Source organism: Amycolatopsis sp. PS_44_ISF1, assembly GCF_032335455.1.
Taxonomy (GTDB): domain Bacteria; phylum Actinomycetota; class Actinomycetes; order Mycobacteriales; family Pseudonocardiaceae; genus Amycolatopsis.
On the sequence record NZ_JANUXO010000002.1, the window covers coordinates 40,068 to 56,688 of the forward strand.

12 protein-coding genes and 1 pseudogene are annotated in these 16,621 nt (G+C 70.3%); 11 read left to right on the top strand and 2 right to left on the bottom strand.

Going from position 1 to position 16,621, the window contains the following annotated elements:
• Window positions 1-370 precede the first annotated feature (370 nt).
• Both NYF13_RS15345 and NYF13_RS15350 read left to right on the top strand, forming a co-directional pair.
• On the top strand, window positions 371-2,080 hold the full coding sequence (locus NYF13_RS15345; protein WP_315657443.1) for a discoidin domain-containing protein: 1,710 nt from the start codon (window positions 371-373) through the stop codon (window positions 2,078-2,080).
• A gap of 298 nt (window positions 2,081-2,378) precedes the next feature.
• Window positions 2,379-2,660: a hypothetical protein gene (locus NYF13_RS15350; protein ID WP_315657445.1), complete on the top strand. Its 282-nt coding sequence runs from the start codon at window positions 2,379-2,381 to the stop codon at window positions 2,658-2,660.
• A 321-nt stretch (window positions 2,661-2,981) separates the two neighbouring features.
• On the opposite strand, the gene NYF13_RS15355 is transcribed toward NYF13_RS15350, so the two are convergent.
• On the bottom strand, window positions 2,982-4,940 hold the full coding sequence (locus NYF13_RS15355) for an ATP-binding protein (protein WP_315657448.1): 1,959 nt from the start codon (window positions 4,938-4,940) through the stop codon (window positions 2,982-2,984).
• 116 nt (window positions 4,941-5,056) lie between these two features.
• Between NYF13_RS15355 and NYF13_RS15360 the strand changes: the two genes are divergently transcribed.
• The 6 genes and pseudogenes from NYF13_RS15360 (at window position 5,057) to mptB (ending at window position 11,529) form a co-directional block, all read left to right on the top strand.
• Complete coding sequence (locus NYF13_RS15360; RefSeq protein WP_315657449.1) at window positions 5,057-5,365, top strand: AraC family transcriptional regulator; 309 nt, start codon at window positions 5,057-5,059, stop codon at window positions 5,363-5,365.
• A gap of 278 nt (window positions 5,366-5,643) precedes the next feature.
• Window positions 5,644-6,336, top strand: a complete 693-nt coding sequence (locus NYF13_RS15365; RefSeq protein ID WP_315657451.1) for a response regulator transcription factor — start codon at window positions 5,644-5,646, stop codon at window positions 6,334-6,336.
• Window positions 6,333-7,781: a HAMP domain-containing sensor histidine kinase gene (locus NYF13_RS15370; protein ID WP_315657453.1), complete on the top strand. Its 1,449-nt coding sequence runs from the start codon at window positions 6,333-6,335 to the stop codon at window positions 7,779-7,781. Before NYF13_RS15365 ends, NYF13_RS15370 begins: the two co-directional genes overlap by 4 nt.
• A 602-nt stretch (window positions 7,782-8,383) precedes the next feature.
• Window positions 8,384-8,509 (top strand): annotated as a pseudogene (locus NYF13_RS15375) (IS5/IS1182 family transposase); the annotation flags it as partial.
• Window positions 8,510-8,629: 120 nt separating this feature from the next.
• Entirely contained in the window at window positions 8,630-9,781 is a 1,152-nt protein-coding gene (locus NYF13_RS15380) for an epoxide hydrolase (RefSeq protein ID WP_315657455.1), read from the top strand.
• A gap of 317 nt (window positions 9,782-10,098) precedes the next feature.
• Window positions 10,099-11,529, top strand: coding sequence for a polyprenol phosphomannose-dependent alpha 1,6 mannosyltransferase MptB (gene mptB / locus NYF13_RS15385; RefSeq protein ID WP_315657457.1), 1,431 nt, complete (start codon window positions 10,099-10,101; stop codon window positions 11,527-11,529).
• A 9-nt stretch (window positions 11,530-11,538) separates the two neighbouring features.
• Here the strand turns inward: mptB and NYF13_RS15390 are convergent, their stop codons facing one another.
• A complete protein-coding gene (locus NYF13_RS15390) occupies window positions 11,539-12,114 on the bottom strand; it encodes an SDR family NAD(P)-dependent oxidoreductase (RefSeq protein WP_315660327.1) in 576 nt (191 codons plus the stop codon).
• 790 nt (window positions 12,115-12,904) lie between these two features.
• On the opposite strand from NYF13_RS15390, the gene NYF13_RS15395 reads away from it, so the two are divergent.
• From NYF13_RS15395 to NYF13_RS15405, 3 genes are all read left to right on the top strand, one after another.
• Complete coding sequence (locus NYF13_RS15395; RefSeq protein ID WP_315657459.1) at window positions 12,905-14,749, top strand: SpoIIE family protein phosphatase; 1,845 nt, start codon at window positions 12,905-12,907, stop codon at window positions 14,747-14,749.
• A 916-nt stretch (window positions 14,750-15,665) separates the two neighbouring features.
• A complete protein-coding gene (locus NYF13_RS15400) occupies window positions 15,666-16,094 on the top strand; it encodes a hypothetical protein (RefSeq protein ID WP_315657460.1) in 429 nt (142 codons plus the stop codon).
• 202 nt (window positions 16,095-16,296) lie between these two features.
• Entirely contained in the window at window positions 16,297-16,587 is a 291-nt protein-coding gene (locus NYF13_RS15405; protein ID WP_315657462.1) for an isoamylase, read from the top strand.
• Window positions 16,588-16,621 lie beyond the last annotated feature (34 nt).

The following is a 16,621-nucleotide window of genomic DNA, read 5'->3' on the forward strand; positions in this document are numbered from 1 at the left end:
GAGCCCCGTGAGCCGGGGAGCAGGGCGAAGCGGGCGGCGCGACGGCGAACCAGTCAGCCCGAAGGGGGGTGGAATCGATCCAGGTGGCGGCCGCGGAACCGGTTCCGTCGAAGCGAGGAGCAGTTAACATCGCGCGCCGGGCGAGCGTCAAGGTTCCGGGCGGGATTCCTTCTCCCGGCCCAGTGTCCGGGCGGTCCGGGCACCGTCCGGCGCAGCGTCATTGACATTTTCACACTCTTTATTTATACCTTGAACTAAGAGCGTTCCGAAGCGCGGGCCCCACACCCGAGCCGAGGCCACGTGAGCCGATCCGCGCCGGGGCAAGGACGTCCCGGCTCCGGTCCCCGTGGAGGTTCCCATGCACCGCCGCATGAAGCGACCCCGAGCCCGCCTGAGCGTGCTCGCCGTGCTCACCCTGGCCGTGGCCGCGCTGCTCACCGCGCCCGCCGCCCAGGCCGCGCCCGTCCTGCTCTCCCAAGGCCGTCCCGTGACGGCGTCGTCCGCCGAAAACGCCGGCACCCCGGCGTCGGCCGCGGTCGACGGCGACGGCGGCACCCGCTGGTCGAGCGCGTTCAGCGACCCGCAGTGGCTCCAGGTCGACCTCGGCTCCACCCAGCAGCTGTCGCAGGTGGTGCTGAACTGGGAAACCGCCTACGCCAAGGCGTTCACGATCCAGGCTTCCGCCGACGGTGCCACCTGGACTCCGCTGTATTCGACGACCACCGCCACCGGTGGGAACCAGACGCTGAACGTCACCGGCAGCGGCCGGTACATCCGGCTGACCGGCACCCAGCGCGCCACGCAGTACGGCTACTCGCTGTGGGAGTTCCAGGTCTTCGGCGGGGGCGGCACCACCCCGCCGAGCGGCGACGTCCTGCTGTCGTACGGGAAGTCCGGCTCGGCGTCCTCCTCCCAGGACGACGGCGCCTGCCCGGGCTGCCTCCCGGCCAAGGCGTTCGACCACGACCCGGCCACCCGCTGGGCGACCAGCGCGACCACCGGCTGGGTCGACCCGGGCTGGATCACCGTCGATCTCGGCGCGACCGCGAACGTGCACCGGGTGGTCCTGCAGTGGGACCCGGCCTACGCCGTCGCGTACCAGATCCAGGTGTCGAACGACAACGCGAACTGGACGTCGATCTACTCGACGACCACCGGCAAGGGCTTCAAGGAGACCCTGACCGTCGACGGCAGCGGCCGGTACGTCCGGATGTACGGCACCGCGCGGTCCAACGGCTACGGTTACTCGCTGTGGGGCTTCGACGTCTACGGCACCGGCGGCAACCCGACCACCCCGCCGCCCGCGCCGCCGGCCCCGCACTTCCCTGGCACGCTGGTCTGGAGCGACGAGTTCAACGGCGCCGCGGGCGCCGCCCCGGACGCGAGCAAGTGGACCGCCGAGACCGGCCCGGGCGTCAACAACGAGCTGGAGTACTACACGAACAACAACAACGCCAAGCAGGACGGCCGCGGCGACCTCGTCATCCAGCTCCGCCGCGAAGCCACCCCGGGAAGCGCTTGCCCGGTCGACCCGATCAGCGGCAGCGGCACCTGCCAGTACACCTCGGGCCGGATCAACACCGCGGGCAAGTTCAGCTTCACCTACGGCCACGTCGAGGCCAACATCAAGGTGTCCGGCACGCAAGGCCTGTGGCCCGCGTTCTGGTTGCTGGGCGCCAACTTCTTCAGCGGCACGCCGTGGCCCAACTGCGGCGAGATCGACATCATGGAGCACGTCGGGAAGTCGCCGAACCTGGCCTACTCGACCATCCACGCCCCGGCCTACAACGGCGGCGGTGGCATCGGCGCGCCCTTCGACGCCGGCCAGGACGTCTCGGCCGGGTTCCACAAGTTCGGCCTCGACTGGGACGCGAACCACATGACCTTCTCCGTGGACGGCAACGCGTTCGAGACGATCGACCGCGACACCGTGGAGAGCACGCGCGGGCCGTGGGTCTACGACCACCCGTTCTTCCTGATCCTCAACAACGCCATCGGCGGGGACTTCCCCGGCCCGCCGGGAGCCGGGACCGTGCTCCCGCAGGACATGGTCATCGACTACGTGCGGGTCTACCAATGAGGCGAAAGCTCGCGCTCGTCCCGGGCGCGGTGGTCGCGCGGCCGGCCTGCTGACCGCGACCCTGCTCACCGCTTGGGCGGTACCCACCCTGCTCTCGAAGGGACATGCGGTGACCGCGTCCTCTACCGACAACGCCGCCCTCCCGCGAGTGCGGCGGTGGACGGCGACCCCGGCACCCACTGGTCCGGCCTGGCCGCCGACTCGCAGACCCTGCAGACCGACCTCCGCGGGTCGCACACGCTCAACCAGGTCGTTTTCCAGCGGGTAAGCGGCCGGCGCCAAAGCGTTCACCGTCCAGGTGTCCGCCGACGGCAACCAGTGGGCCACGCTCTATTCGGCGACGACGGGCACCGGCGGCAACCGGACGCTGCCGGTGCCGGGCAGCGACCGGCACGTCCGGCTGACCCCGGCCCAGCGCGCGACCCAGTGGGGCGTGCTGTTGTGGAAGTTGCAGGTGTTCGGCGACGGATCGGCGCAGACGTGCGGCAGCACCAACGCGGCCCTGCGCCAGCCGGTGATCGTGTCCAGTGTCCAGTCCGACGCATTCCCGGTGTCCGCCGCCTTCGACGGTGGCGCCTGAACGAGCTGGTCCAGCCCGGCCGCCGGGCCGCTCCGACGGAGCCCCGGACGACCAGGGCACCGATCGCGAAATCCATCGCGCGAAAGGCAGATTCGCGCCGAACGCCACCGAATTCGATCCACTCCCGCACCAGCCCGGACACCGCGGAACTCCCGGCCTGCCGGTTTCACGCGTACGGGTGGTGCTCGGCGCCCAGCTCGGTGGCCAGTACCGCAGCCTGGGTGCGACACCGCAGGGCATCGCCTCGATCATCAACGCTAACTTGGTGCCCCCACAAATGCGGGATAGTCGCGTGGAAACCGCGGTCTCGCAGTTCCTGGGTTACTCGACGCGGCCGACTTCCCGGACCCACAACCATTCCGTGAGGTGGCCGACCGCCCGGTCCCGATGCCGTCGGTAGGTGTTGAACGACAGGTGCAACGACTGGGCGACGCGTTCCTGGGTGGTGGCCGGGTGCAGGAAGGTGCGGTCCACCAGCTCGCCCAGGTCCGTCCGCAGTCCACCCGTTCCCGTGGCCAGCAGCTCGCGCAGGGCGTCGACCGGCGGACCACCGTGCGTGCGGACCATTCTCGAGCCCAGCAACGGGTTGTCCCGGATCCGTTCCGGCGTGTGCAGGTCACGCAGGGCGTCCCGCACCGCGCGGGTGAATTCGGGCTCGGATAGCACCGTGTGACCGGATTCCGGGGGTTCGGCCTGGGCGCCGGCCTGCCGGGCGTGCACGAAACGCATCCACTCCGCGACCCCGGCTCGGCGCCAGTCGTGGGCGAAAACCGGGAACGTCCGCCCGCCGACCGTGTACTCGGCCGCGGGCTGGAAGCCGAGGTTGTCCATCGTGTGGCCCCAGCGGGCCGCGTCCTCGTACGCGCCCACCAGCGTCCACGCCGTGTTGTCGCCGTACAGCAGGATGTCGAGGGTCTGGCAGGCCGCGAACAGGGTCACCGACGGCGAGGTGAACTGGCCGTGGTCGCGGTCGAGGAAGAACCGCCAGGCCCGCACTCGCTCACCCGGCCTCGGCGCGCCGTTCTCCAGACCGTGGCGCCACATGGCGTCGACGCCCGGGTCCACGCCCGGGTCGGCGTCGGCCAGCTCCAGGCCCGCGGTGTAACCACGTGCCTCACCCGACAGCGAGCGGAACACCCAGAACGCCGCCGGCTGCCGCTCCAGCCAATGCGAAACCAGCGCGGCCTGCTCTTCCCCCTGCCAGGCCGAGGTCATCTCGACGATCGAGGCCCGGTCCCCGTCGCGCAGCCGGTCGGCGTAGGCCTGCATCGTCGGCGGCGGGGTGGTGCACGTTTCGACCTTCGAGCGAGCGCCGGACAGGACGATCGAGTCCACGATCAGCTGGATCTGCTCACGCTCGTCCGCCGAAGCGCGGATGCGGGCGAGCATCGCGGCGGAGATCCGATCCCGCAGCTCGGCGTATCGGCCGGGGGCACGCCAGCGCAGGTCCGCGTCGAGGGCGTCGCGGACAACGTCGTGCGGGTGCAGCCCACGCGGCCCCTCGTCCACGAACGGCAGGGTGCGCAGCCAGGCGAACAACTCGCCGGCCTCCGGGCCGAGCACCTCGAGCAAGAGCTCTTCGGTGGTCAGGGGAGCCTGGGCGCAGACCTCCAGCACCGCGCGGTGCCGCGGGCTGGGCACAGCGGTGATCACCTGCGTCAGCAGGGCGCTCACGACGTCGGGCAGGTCGGCCAGCGCGCTCGGCTGCGCGCCCCGGCGCACCGCGTCGACCAGCATCGACAACGTCAGCGGATGGCCGTGGCTGATGGCCAGCAACCGCTCGTGCCCGGCGAGCTGCTGAGCCGCCAGGTACCGCCGCCCGTCCTCCGGCGGCAGGTTGTCCAGCGCGACCACGCGCATCAGGTCCCGCCAGGCCGGGTCCGCCCGCCAGCGTGGCCCGGGGGCGTGGCGCCCGGCGATCACCACGAGCACGTCGCCGGGTAGCGAGGGCAGGTACTCCTCGCGAACCCAGTCGTCACTGTCCGTGAGTAGCTCGTAGGTGTCGATCAGCAGCACCGGCCGGCCTTCATCGGTGACGGCCGGCAGCGGGTCCGGCGCCAATCGCAGATGCCGCGCGTCGACCCGGACCACCGGGCGTCCGGCATCGGCCGCCAGTTCCGCGAACACTTCGAGCAGCGCGCTCTTGCCGATCCCGCCCACGCCGTGCACGAAGATCAGGCCCGGCTCGGCCAGCGCGTCCCGGAACAGCGAGACCTCGGGGCCCCGGCCGGTGAACGAACGTCGGCGCAGCTCTCGCAGCCGCTCACCCAGCACCGTCACAGCCTGAACGTTACGCCGTGATTGGGCACCGGATGGGCAGCGGCTGGGCTGGTCCGGGTGCGATCGGGTGGTTGATGATCATGGCGTCACAGCAGGTAACGGAGAAGGACTAGATCATGCCGCTCGACCCGGCCCCAGAGGCGGTGGCCTACCTGCGGGACCGGCTGGCGCACCCGGTCACCGTCACGGAGCTGGCCGGCGCGGTCCGGCTCAGCCCGTACCACTTCGTGCGGGTGTTCAAGCGGGCCACCGGGCACACACCGCACCGGTACCTGGTCCTGCTGCGGATCGCCGAGGCGAAACGGCTGCTGGAAGACGGCGCCACGGTCACGCGAACGGCGCAGCAGTGCGGTTTCTACAGCGCGGCGCACCTTTCCGCGGTTTTCCTCCGCGAGACCGGTGTCCGCCCGTCACGCTGGGCCTAGGGAGTGTCCTCAAGGTGGGGGTGGGTGACTTGGTTTGATCTCGTGTCGTGGTGTGACCGGGAGTGGTCACCGCCACTGCTGTGTGGACCGTCCCGGACCGGCCGCCGCGGGTGGCCCCGCCGGTGCGGGGCCCACCGGAGTCCTGGCGGCCGGCGGGGATCCCGGGTAACGGCGCGCGTGTAACAGAATCACACGCTCTGGCCACAGCTTCTCCACACGAAGCGCGTCCCTCTCGCCACCTTCTTCAGGATGGGGACGAACTTGATCTTGGGAGTGCCATGCCACGACTTCTGCTGGTCGAGGACGATCAGGCCCTGGCCGAAGCGCTCACCCTGGCCCTGGAGGCGCTCGGGCACGAGGTCGTCCACGCGCCGACCGGGGAACGGGCACTGGAAACCCTGACCGCCGGCCGGTCCGAGCCCGACTTCGTGCTGCTCGACGTCATGCTGCCGGGAATCGACGGGTTCGACGTCTGCCGCCGCATCCGGGCCGCGAGCCGGCTGCCGGTGATCCTGCTGACCTCGCGGGGCGACCCGATCGACGTGGTGGCCGGGCTGGAGTGCGGGGCCGACGACTACGTGGTCAAACCGGCCGAGCCCCGGGTGCTCGACGCACGGATCAAGGCGGTCGGCCGTCGCGCCGTGCCCGAGCCCGGGCCGGCGCCGAGCGTGCTGAGCGCCGGCGGCGGCTTGGAGATCGACGCCAGGGCGATGCGCGTGACCCGCGACGGCGCCGAACTCGCCCTCACCGCCACCGAGATCCGCCTGCTGCTCGAGTTCGCCCGCCACCCCGGTCAGGTGCTGAGCCGCCAGACCCTGCTGAAGCGGGTCTGGGACTACGGCTACCTCGGCGACTCGCGGATCGTCGACGCGGCGGTGGCGCGGCTGCGCGCGAAGATCGAGGACAATCCGGCGAACCCGGTGGTGCTGCGGACCGTGCGCGGGCTCGGGTACCGGATGGCCGGGCCGTGAGGCGGCCGGCCTTCGGGCTCCGCGCGCGGGTGACGGCCGCGGTGGTGCTGGTGACCACCGCGGCGACGGCGGTGATGGCGCTGGCCGCGGCCCGGCTGCAGGAGAGGGACGTGCTGGGCGGCTTCACTTTCGCGGCCCAGTCCTCGTTCGGCAACGTGTTCGCGAAGGCGCTGCCGGGGTTCGAACGGGCCAAGGACGGCACCACGCCGGAAATCGAAAGCCTGATCGACAACGACTCGCAGGAGTGGATGATCTTCACCCGGAGCCCCGGCGGCTCGCCCCGGCTGGCCACCTACTCCTCGACCAGCGTCCTGCACCTGCCGAAGCCGGCACCCATCCGGATCAACGACCGGCCGGCCGTGGTCGACGCGGTCGCCGACCAGGTCCTGGTGCGCACCACCACCCCGTCCGACCTGCGCACGGCGACGACGACCGACCCGGAGAGCGGACTGCGGCTGCTGGTGGTCAGCGGGAACCACGGCGACTACTGGCTGCTGGAGTTGTTCGACATCACCCCGATCGAGGTGGGGCTGGCCGGGCAGCCGCGGAAACTCGTGTACGTCGCGGTCGCTGTGGCCCTGCTCGGGGTTCTTGCCGCGCTGTTCGCCGCCTGGCACATCCAGCGCCCGATCCGCCGCGTCGCCTCCGCCGCCCGTGAGCTGGGCGACGGCGCCTTCGACGTGCGGGTCCCGGTCACGGGCCGCAACGAGCTGGCCGACCTCGCGATGTCCTTCAACACCATGGCGCAGCGGGTCAGCACGTCGATCGAACAACTGCGCGAGAAGGACGGCCAGCAACAGCGGTTCGTGGCCGACGTCGCGCACGACCTGCGGACCCCACTGGCCTCCATCGTCGCCACCGTGGACAGCCTCGACAGCGTCAGCCCCGACACCCGCACCCGGGCGACGCGGCTGCTCACCGCCCAGGCCCGGCGGCTCGCGAAGCTGGTCGAGGACCTGATGGAGATCTCCCGCTTCGACGCCGGCTCCACGGACTTCCGCGCCGAGCCGGTCGAGTTGCCCGCGCTGATCGAGGACGCGGCCGAGGTCAACCTGCCCGGCACGGCGGTCGAGATCACCAGCGCCGGCGACACCACCGTGGTCGCCGATCCACGCCGCGTGCACACCATCGTGGGCAACCTGCTGGTCAACGCCGTCCGGCACGGCCTGGCCCCGGTCTCCGTAATCATCGACGGCACCGCCGACCCGGTCACGGTCCAGGTCCGCGACTCCGGCCCGGGCATCCCCGAGGACCTGCTGCCGATCCTGTTCGACCGCTTCGTCCGCGGCGACCACGCCCGCCGGGCCACCGAAGGCAGCGGGCTGGGCCTGTCCATCGCCCGGGAGAACGCCCGCCTGCACGGCGGCGAGCTCACCGCCCGCAACGAAGGCGGCGCCGTGCTCACCCTCGACATCCCCCGCCGTACGGCGGACCCACCAGCGTGACCTCCCACGACTCATCGTCGTCGACATACGGCAGCATGCCCACTCGGTGACCGCCCCCCTTCACACCGCGTGTGGATTCCCCCATCTGGAGCGGACGTCAGCGGTCTTCGGCGTTCAGGCAGTCCGCCTGTTCCGCGGAGCCCGTCGTTGTGAAGTACCCGTGGATGAAAATGCTCGAAGCGTCCGCCTTTGCTTGCTTCGAGTTCCGCGGGTCCAGCCCGGTCCACTCCCACGCCAACCACCCGAATTTATACGTGAATTACTTGTCGATCGTGCACCTAAATGCACACCATGGCGGCGCCTCAACCCCGCGCCTCCAGGAACCGTGCGTTACTCGGCTTCCTTGCGGCCGGCTGCCTGTTCCTGAGCTGCGGTACCGCCCAGGCCCACCCGTCCGCCCCGGCACATCCGGCCGCGCCGACGCCCGACGCGGGTCGTCATTTCCGAGACGGTCACGGCCGACATGAGCGTACGCATTCACTTCGCGCGATATCCGGGCCCTGCGAGCCGCTGGCGGTCGTACTCGTAGGCTCGGCTCAGCTGGTGACCGGTGCGGCGGTGCGCAGGTAGCTGTACACGGTTTCGCGGCTGATGCCGTATTCATCGAACGGTCCATCGCCTGGCTGTTCGGTTACTCACCGCCTCGGCGTCCGGCACGACCGCTACGCCAATCACTTCTGCGCGCGTTCCTCACCCTCGCAGTCTCTCTTACCTGCTTCAAGAAAATCATGAACTGTAACGGGTCAGTGACCCTGGTTAACACTGTGCGCAGTAGAGGCTACGGCGCCGACCTGGCTGCGCAATTTTATGTATTGAGAATACCGTCACTTCCAGCCTAGCGTGGCTCTGTGACCGAAATCGAAGCCTTCCCCATCAATATCCACGAAAGCGCCCTGGGGGACCTGCGCGAGCGGCTGGACCGTGTCCGGTTGCCCGAAGCCGAGACGGTCGACGATGGAACGCAGGGGATCGGCGTCGGGCGGTTGGGTGAGTTGCTGGACGCTTGGCGGGAGCACGACTGGCGGGCGCTGGAGCAGCGGTGGAACGCGATCCCGCACTACCGCACGCGGCTGGACGGGCTCGACATCGCGTTCTGGCACGTGCGGTCCCCCGAGGCCAATGCGCTTCCGCTGGTGCTGACGCACGGGTGGCCCGGGTCGGTGCTGGAGTTCGAGAGCACCATCGGGCCGCTGACCGACCCGGTCGCGCACGGGGGTTCCGCCGAGGACGCTTTTGACCTGGTCATTCCCGCGTTGCCGGGGTTCGGGTTCTGTGAGCGTCCCCGGGAACGCGGGTGGAACTCCGGGCGGACGGCGCGGGCCTGGGCCGAGCTGATGACCCGGCTCGGTTACGAACGCTTCGGGGCGCACGGCGGGGACTGGGGCGCCTTCGTCAGCACCGAGCTGGCCCGGCTGGTGCCCGAGCGGGTCGCCGCGTTGCACCTGACCATGCCGATCGCGTCGCCGTTGCCCGAGGACCTCGAGTCCGCCGACGACGCGGAGCGGGCCAAGATCGCCCGGCGCGAGCAGTTTCTGCGGACCGGGCCCACTCACGTCATCGTGCAGGGGTTGTTGCCGCAGACCCTCGGATACTCCCTTGTGGACTCTCCCGCCGGGCTCGCCGCCTGGCTGGCCGAGGCGCTGGCCGGGTTTTCCGATACGCGGCCCGAGGCCGGCGGCGGGGTCAGCCTGGCCCAGCAGGTGGACGACATCGCCCTGTACTGGTTCACCGGGACCGGCGCGTCCACCGCCCGCTGGTACTGGGAGTCGCTGCGGTGGGAGCAGCGGGGGGCCGAGGCGGAGAACGCGCGGGCGGTCACCGTGCCCACCGCCTGCACGTTGTTCCCCGGAGAGCCGTTCCCGATCGCGCGGCGCTGGGCGGAACGCCGGTACCGCGACCTCATCAGCTGGAACGAGATGGAGTACGGCGGGCACTACCCGGGCTGGGAGAAGCCGGACGTGCTGGTCGACGAGATCCGAAACGCCTTCCGCGGCCGTTAGGGCCGGTCCTCGACCAGCAGAAGTCGTGGCACGGTGCCCCGAGATCGAGTTCGTCCCGATCCCAGGCAGGGTGGCGGGAGGGGCGCACTTCGTGTGGAGAAGCTGTGGCCAGAGCGTGTGATTCTGTTACACGCGCGCCGTTACCCGGGATCCCCGCCGGCCGCCAGGATTCCGGTGGGTCCCGCACCGGCGGGGTTACGCGCGGCGGCCGGTCCGGGATGGTCCACACAGGAGTGACAGTGACCACTCCCGGTCCGGCCTGAGCCCGCTGTTTTCTTTGGATAGCTTCGTTTCCGTCAAGGGGGAGAGACCGGTTGATGTCGGACGTTACGTGCGAACGGCCGAAAGCTGAGGTCAAGGCGCCGAGCCTGCGCTGGAGCGGATTCGCCGGGGTCGTGCTGCTCGTGCTCGTGACCTGGCTGCCGTTGCCCGCGGTGCTCACTGTGGCGCTGGGGGTGCTCGGGATGGCCGCGTTCGTGCTCGCCTGGCTGCGGCTCGGGCGCCGCGCCGCCGACATCCCGGTGCGGCGGCTGTACACGGTCACCGCGCTGTGCGGCCTGCCCCTGCTGGCTGCTCGCCCGCTGTTCAGCGGGGACGTCTACAGCTACCTCGCGCAGGGGGTCATCGCGGACCGGGGGCTCGACCCGTACGCGTTCGGCCCGGCCACCGCGCTCGGCGCCGCGTCCCCGGTGACCCTGCAGGTCAGCCACTACTGGCAGGACACGCCCGCACCGTACGGCCCGGCGTTCGTCGGGTTGTCGCGGGTGATCGCCCACATCGCCGGGGAAACCGGGCCAGGCCCCGTGCTGCTGCACCGACTGGTCGAGCTGGTCGGCCTGGTACTGCTGGCCTGGGCGCTGCCCCGCCTGGCCCGCCGCACCGGGACGTCACCGTCGGTGGCGCTGTGGCTCGGCCTGCTCAACCCGCTGGTGCTGTGGCACGTCGTGGCGGGCGTGCACAACGACGGCCTGATGATCGGGCTGACCGCGGCCGGGCTGGAGGTGCTCCACCTCGGCGCGGAGCGGACCGGCTTCGCGCGGCTCGCGCTGATCGCGGCGGGGGTGGCGCTGATCGGCACCGGGGCGAACGTGAAGATCGTGGCCGTCGCGGCCCTGGGCTTCGCCGGGGCCGGCCTGGCCCGCCGCGCGCGCCCGGCGGGGAAGGCCGCAGTGGCGCTGGGGCTGCCCGCGGGGCTCGTGCTGGTCACCGTGGTGATCACGCTGGGCAGCGGACTGGGCTTCGGCTGGGTCCGGACGCTGGCCGGGGTGTCCACCGGGCCGGTGCACAGCTGGCTGGCCCCGACCAACGAGCTGGGCTTCCTGGCCGGTGGCCTCGGCTCGCTGGCCGGGCTGGACCTCACCGACGGCGCGATCAGGGTGTTCTCGGCCGTCGGCGCGCTAACCGGCCTGGTCGTCGGCGCGCGGCTGCTGTGGCTGACTTACCAGGGGAAGCTGCACCCGATGCTCGGCACCGGACTGGCCTTCGCGGCGATGCTGGTGCTGGGCCCGGTCGTGCAGCCGTGGTATCTGCTGTGGACGGTCGCGCTGCTCGCGGTCGGCCTGACCACCGACCGCACCCGCTGGATCCTGGCCGGGGTGAGCGCGGTGCTGGCCCTGGTCCTGCCCCCGGCCGGTGGCGGGGCCATCACACTGGTCGCGGGGTACCTGATCGCGGCCGCGGTGACGGCCGGGGCGCTGTACCTGCGGCAGCCGGGCCGGCCGCGTGGCCGGGAGCCGGCTCGCGTCTGAGGCCGGGGTTCAGGACCGCTGATCGAGGCCCAGTTGCTCCGGGCCGTGGGGGATGCCGAGACTCGCCTCGCCGGTGCGCAGCAGCCGCATGACGGCGCCGGCCACGTAGTCCGGACGGTGCACCACCGCGCCCGGGCGAGGCGAGGTGCCGAGCTTGAACATCGAGTCGCCGAACTCGGTTGCGGTCACCGAGGGCAGCAGCAGGGACACGACGATACCGTCTGAGGCGAGTTCCTCGGTCAGCACCGCGCTGAGCATGGTGACCGCAGACTGGGTGGAGGCGTAGGCGCCGAGGCCGACCGCGACCCGTCGCGCGGTGCCCGAGCTGATGTCCACGATGCGGCCGAAGCCCTGCTCGCGCATGGCCGGCAGCACCGCCTGGGTCATCGCCAGCAAGGCGCCCACGTTGAGCTGCCGGATCCGGCCGAACTCGGCCGGATCGACCTGGTCCAGCGGCCCCGTTGAGGCTGGCGCCGGCGTTGTTGACCAGCCCGTCGATCCGCCCGTGCCGGTCGAGGGCCGGTCGCTGCCGGGTGGACCTTCGCCTGGCGCGAGTCCGCGTCTCCGCTCGATCGCAGACGCCAGCCCGCGGAGCTGCCCGGCACACCCTGATGCGGCGTGATCGAGCTATCTCGGAGTCAAGAGCGCAATGGGTGTCGCGTCAAAGCCGGAATGAGGCCCACCATCAGACCGGCGGCCACGCAGGAGGACAGCGACCGGGTGCGACGCGGCCAGTTGTAGCTGGTGGCTGCGATTGTGGGAACGGGCCGCGATTGCTCGCCTGTTATGACCGCACTGAGCGCCTGAGATCATGATCAACATCGGTGAGAAGTGATCGCATGTGCGCTTGGCCGGTGAGACCGGCCGATAGGTGTCGGTGTCAGCGGATTCGCCAGCTTCGAGCGCGTCCGCGGTGAGTGCACCGACCCGCAGTGCCGCAGCCAGGTCGGCGACGACCTGGTCGCCATCGACGGCATCATCGTTCGAGTGATTGTCGCTATACGAGAGGGTTCGTGTGTCCGGTACCGGTCAGCCATGCGCTTTGCAGTGTCTCGTCCTGGTCCGGGATCCACGGCGCACCGGTATGCCGCCGGCCCGGCCGGCGGCGGCGATGCCGGAGTCAGCCGGGTCAGTGCGTTCGGCGTCCAGGCATCGAGCAGGCCGTCGGGAGCAGGCACATCGGGCAGGGTCCTCGGCCGCGCACGCCAGGTAGTACCGGCGATAACACGGCTGCGTTCTCACCCATGGCAGCGGCGATGAAACCCGCCGAGCCCTCCGGGTTGGGTGATGATCCGGGCTGGTGCGACCTGCTGACGGTGTCGTGGTGCAAAATGTGGCGCTGCGACCAGTCCACCCGGCCCCGAGGTAGTCCACGATGACAGATGACGGCTCCGCGCTGCACGACCCGGCCCGCCGGCAGGCGTTGCGGGATCTGGGCCTGGGTGCCCGGCCGGATGAGCAGCTGGATCGCCTGGCCCGCCACGTCACGGACCGGCTGGGGGTGCCGGTGGCGCTGGTGTCGCTGGTGGAGTCCGACCGGCAGGTCTTCCCCGGGTTGTGCGGCCTGGCGGCGCCGTGGGGTGAGCGGCGGGCCACACCGCTGACCCACTCGCTGTGTGCCCGGGCGGTCGGCAGCGCCCGCCCGGTGGTGGTCGGCGACACCCGCGGCGACGTCACGGTGCCGGCGCCGGTGATCACCGAGATGAACATCATCGCCTACGCCGGGATACCGCTGACCGACGACACCGGCCGGGTGCTGGGCACCCTGTGCGCGATCGATCACCAGCCCCGGGCATGGAGCGAGCACGAGCTGTCGGAACTGGCGGAGCTGGCCGCCCAGGGCACCACGCTGCTGCGGCTGCGCCTGGCCCTCCACACGGCCTCGCGTGAACGGGCCCGCAGCGACGAGCTGAACTCCCGGTTGCACGCCGCGCTCGATCGCGTGCAGCTGCTGCTGACCGCGGCGGAGGCGCTGTCCACCTGCAACAGCGTCACCGACCTGCGCCACCGCATCGCCGATCTGGTCGCCAGTGGCCTGAAACCGTCCCGGGTCGAACTCCTCATCACCGAAAACCTCGGCCCCCGCGCCACCACCGAAGACCAGGGCGGCGGAGCGGCCGAGGACGAGCGCGCGGGCCAATGGGCCGAGTTCGATCCCGACGCCGACCTGCTCACCTCCCAGGTCGTGCGCGAAGCCCGCCTCATCTGCCACCCTGACCTGCACACGGCGCCGGACGCCCTGTCCCCGGGGGCCCGCGGCTTCTACCTCGGCCACGGCGTGACCGGGGTGATCGCGGCCCCGATCCACGGTCCGACCGGGGTCCTCGGGGTCCTCGAATTCGGATGGGCCGAACCCCACAGCCCCGACCTGGCCGAACTCGCCGTCGTCACCGGCCTGGCCGGCTACGTCGCCACCGCGCTGCAGCGGGTGCGGCTGCTGCAGAACCGGATCACCTCCGCCCACGAACTCCAGCAGGCGATGCTGCCCGACCTGTCGGAGTTGCCCGGGCTGACGTTCACCAGCCACTATCACGCCGCGGCGCACCTCGATCAGGTGGGCGGCGACTGGTACGACGCGTTCGCCCTGCCCGCCCAGCTGCCCGGCGGGACCGTGGCCGTGGTCATCGGCGACGTGACCGGGCACGACATCCACGCCGCCGCCAAGATGGGACAGCTGCGCTCGATGCTGCGGCAAGCCTGCTGGGACCAGCAGCCCCACGGCAGCCCCGCCGGTGCGTTCACCGCGGTGGACGACGCCCTGGGCACCTTCGGCGACGCCACCGCCGGCGGCCGGATCACCGGCACCGCGTTCCTCGCCTACCTCACCCCCCTCGATGACGGCTCCCGGCGCTGGCGGATGACCTGGACCAGCGCCGGGCATCCCCCCGGCATCGTCGTCCACCCCGACAAAACCACCACGCTGCTCGAGGAGAGCGGGCCACTGCTCGGGTACAGCGAAGCGTTCCCCGACGACCGCCGCGACCACCAGCACCTCCTCGACACCGGCAGCACCGTGGTGCTCTACACCGACGGCCTCATCGAACGCCGCGGCATCGGCTTCGACGACGCCATCACCCTGCTCGCCGCCCACGCCGCCACCCAGCCCCCGCGCCGCATCGCCCGCACCGCCCTGCACGCCTTCGGCGACGGAACCGAACCCAGTGACGACATCGCCATCCTCACCACCCACCTCACCCAGGACCTCCCACCATCCCGGTAGACAACCTGTTCAGGACCGAAACTTCCGGCAACCGGAACGATCTCGGACGCCGAACCCACACGGACCGCGCAGAAGCCGCCGACCGTGCCATTTATTGCCCGCAGATTGGGCCATCCATTGCCTGCTTCCAGCCGAGAAACACCGCACGAGCTGGGCGGTCAATCCGTTCTCGGAGAAAACCGTTCCGTTGGCCAGTCGGTAACGAAACCGGAAACCGTCCATCCGTTGTAGACTAATGTGACTGCGTCGATAGAAAGCGCGGTCAAGTTCACAATATGTTAAAAAATAAGGCTGAATTTTTTTCTGTTGCGCATAGCTGACGGTGGTAGCAGGTGCTTGCCCAGGAGCCGGCGCGGCACGGCGCGAGCTGTCGCTTTCCGCCGCAATCATGACGGACGGACTTGCAGCAGCTCGGCTGCTTGTTCCGCGGAGTGCAGCAACGGCTTTACGCGGCCGGTTCCCATTGCTGGGGACTCGGGCTTTGCTGCCAGCCCTATTGCCGAATCGCAGTGGGTGTCGGCACGCGCAGACTGGGTCGACGCGAGTAGGGGAGGCACCGCGTGCAGTCGCAGCGACGGCGTGCCTGGTTGGCCTGATGTGTGCTGCGTCCGATGGCGCTGCTGTCGGTGTGTCCGTCGGTCTGATCGGCCATGACTGCCTCTATCTAAATTTCGGGACTTTTCGTGGACACTTCTGAACTCCGGATTTTGAGCCTGTTGGGGGACAGCGCACGTCCAGTTTTTTGGACCGGTACGACTGCGGCAGACCCTCCGGAGACGCGCAGCCGCCACCGAATCGATCCCCTCAATCGCGCAGGAGCGCGAATAGCAGGTCATCGGACTTCGTTGGGTAATCGCTGAAATCGATGTCAAAATCAAGAGGGTCTTCCGCAATTTTGAACTCTTCGATGACCCCGATGAAGACTCCGTCAGCGACATCCGTGAGCGGGATAACAAGCTTCGCATTCAGCGTGAACGGCCGGAGACGCGACTGGCGGAAGCGGAGCGGTCACATCCCGGTCGCGCCTCATTTTGGACTGCTCGACGCAGGCCTGCGAGAGCTGCTTGTCTTCTTGGCCCTGCACCCCGACGGCGCGAGCCGAGAGGCGCTCGTCGCCGCCCTCTGGGCCACGAGCCCGCCGGAGCGGATCACCAACGCGATGAACGCCAGCCTCAGCCGTCTGCGCCGCAGCCTGGCCGCCGTGACCAGCGGCGCGCTGTCGGACTTGATGGTGGCCGGAGATGGCTGGATCCCGACTTGGTCGAGGTCGACCCGCCGCAACGGCATCACCAGCGTTCCCGGCGCGCCCGAACGAACTGACCACGGATGCAGCCGGGCCGGATGAGCCCCGCCTGCATCATCGAGCGCGGCGTCGTCTTCACCCGGCGGTCGTGGCACCCTGGGGTCGTCGGAAAACGATCGGCGGCTATCGATCGAGTGATTACCGCGTCGTCGGTTGGACCGTTCCCGGCGCCGGCATGGCATCATGGACGCGCTCAGCGTCGAGCGCCAATCTCCCGGGACATCATCGAGAGGGCTATCGCCGAGTGATCAAGGTTTGCCGAGGACGCGACGGAAGCGGCGCGAAACGCATCGTCTTCAGCCTGCCCGTCGATGCGCCGTCTGGCTGTGTGAGTGTGGTGGGCTCGTTCAACGGCTGGACGCCGGGCCGGCATCACCTCCAGGACCGGGCCAACGGGCGCCGTTCTGCCGTCGTCGAAGTCGCTGCGGGAGTTCCGGTGCAGTTCCGGTACCTCGGCGAGAACGGCCACTGGTTCGACGATCCGGACGATCCGCAGGGGCTCGACCGGATTGCCGCGCCGTCCCCGTCGCCCTGACGCTCCTCAGGGCCCTTCGCCACCGCCGGTCCGG

What these genes read in the sequence shown, in the direction of transcription:
- NYF13_RS15345 (WP_315657443.1), top strand. Translation starts at nt 371, where the DNA reads ATGAAGCGACCCCGAGCCCGCCTGAGCGTGCTCGCCGTGCTCACCCTG.
- NYF13_RS15360 (WP_315657449.1), top strand. Translation starts at nt 5,057, where the DNA reads ATGCCGCTCGACCCGGCCCCAGAGGCGGTGGCCTACCTGCGGGACCGG.
- NYF13_RS15365 (WP_315657451.1), top strand. Translation starts at nt 5,644, where the DNA reads ATGCCACGACTTCTGCTGGTCGAGGACGATCAGGCCCTGGCCGAAGCG.
- mptB (WP_315657457.1), top strand. Translation starts at nt 10,099, where the DNA reads ATGTCGGACGTTACGTGCGAACGGCCGAAAGCTGAGGTCAAGGCGCCG.
- NYF13_RS15395 (WP_315657459.1), top strand. Translation starts at nt 12,905, where the DNA reads ATGACAGATGACGGCTCCGCGCTGCACGACCCGGCCCGCCGGCAGGCG.
- NYF13_RS15400 (WP_315657460.1), top strand. Translation starts at nt 15,666, where the DNA reads ATGAAGACTCCGTCAGCGACATCCGTGAGCGGGATAACAAGCTTCGCA.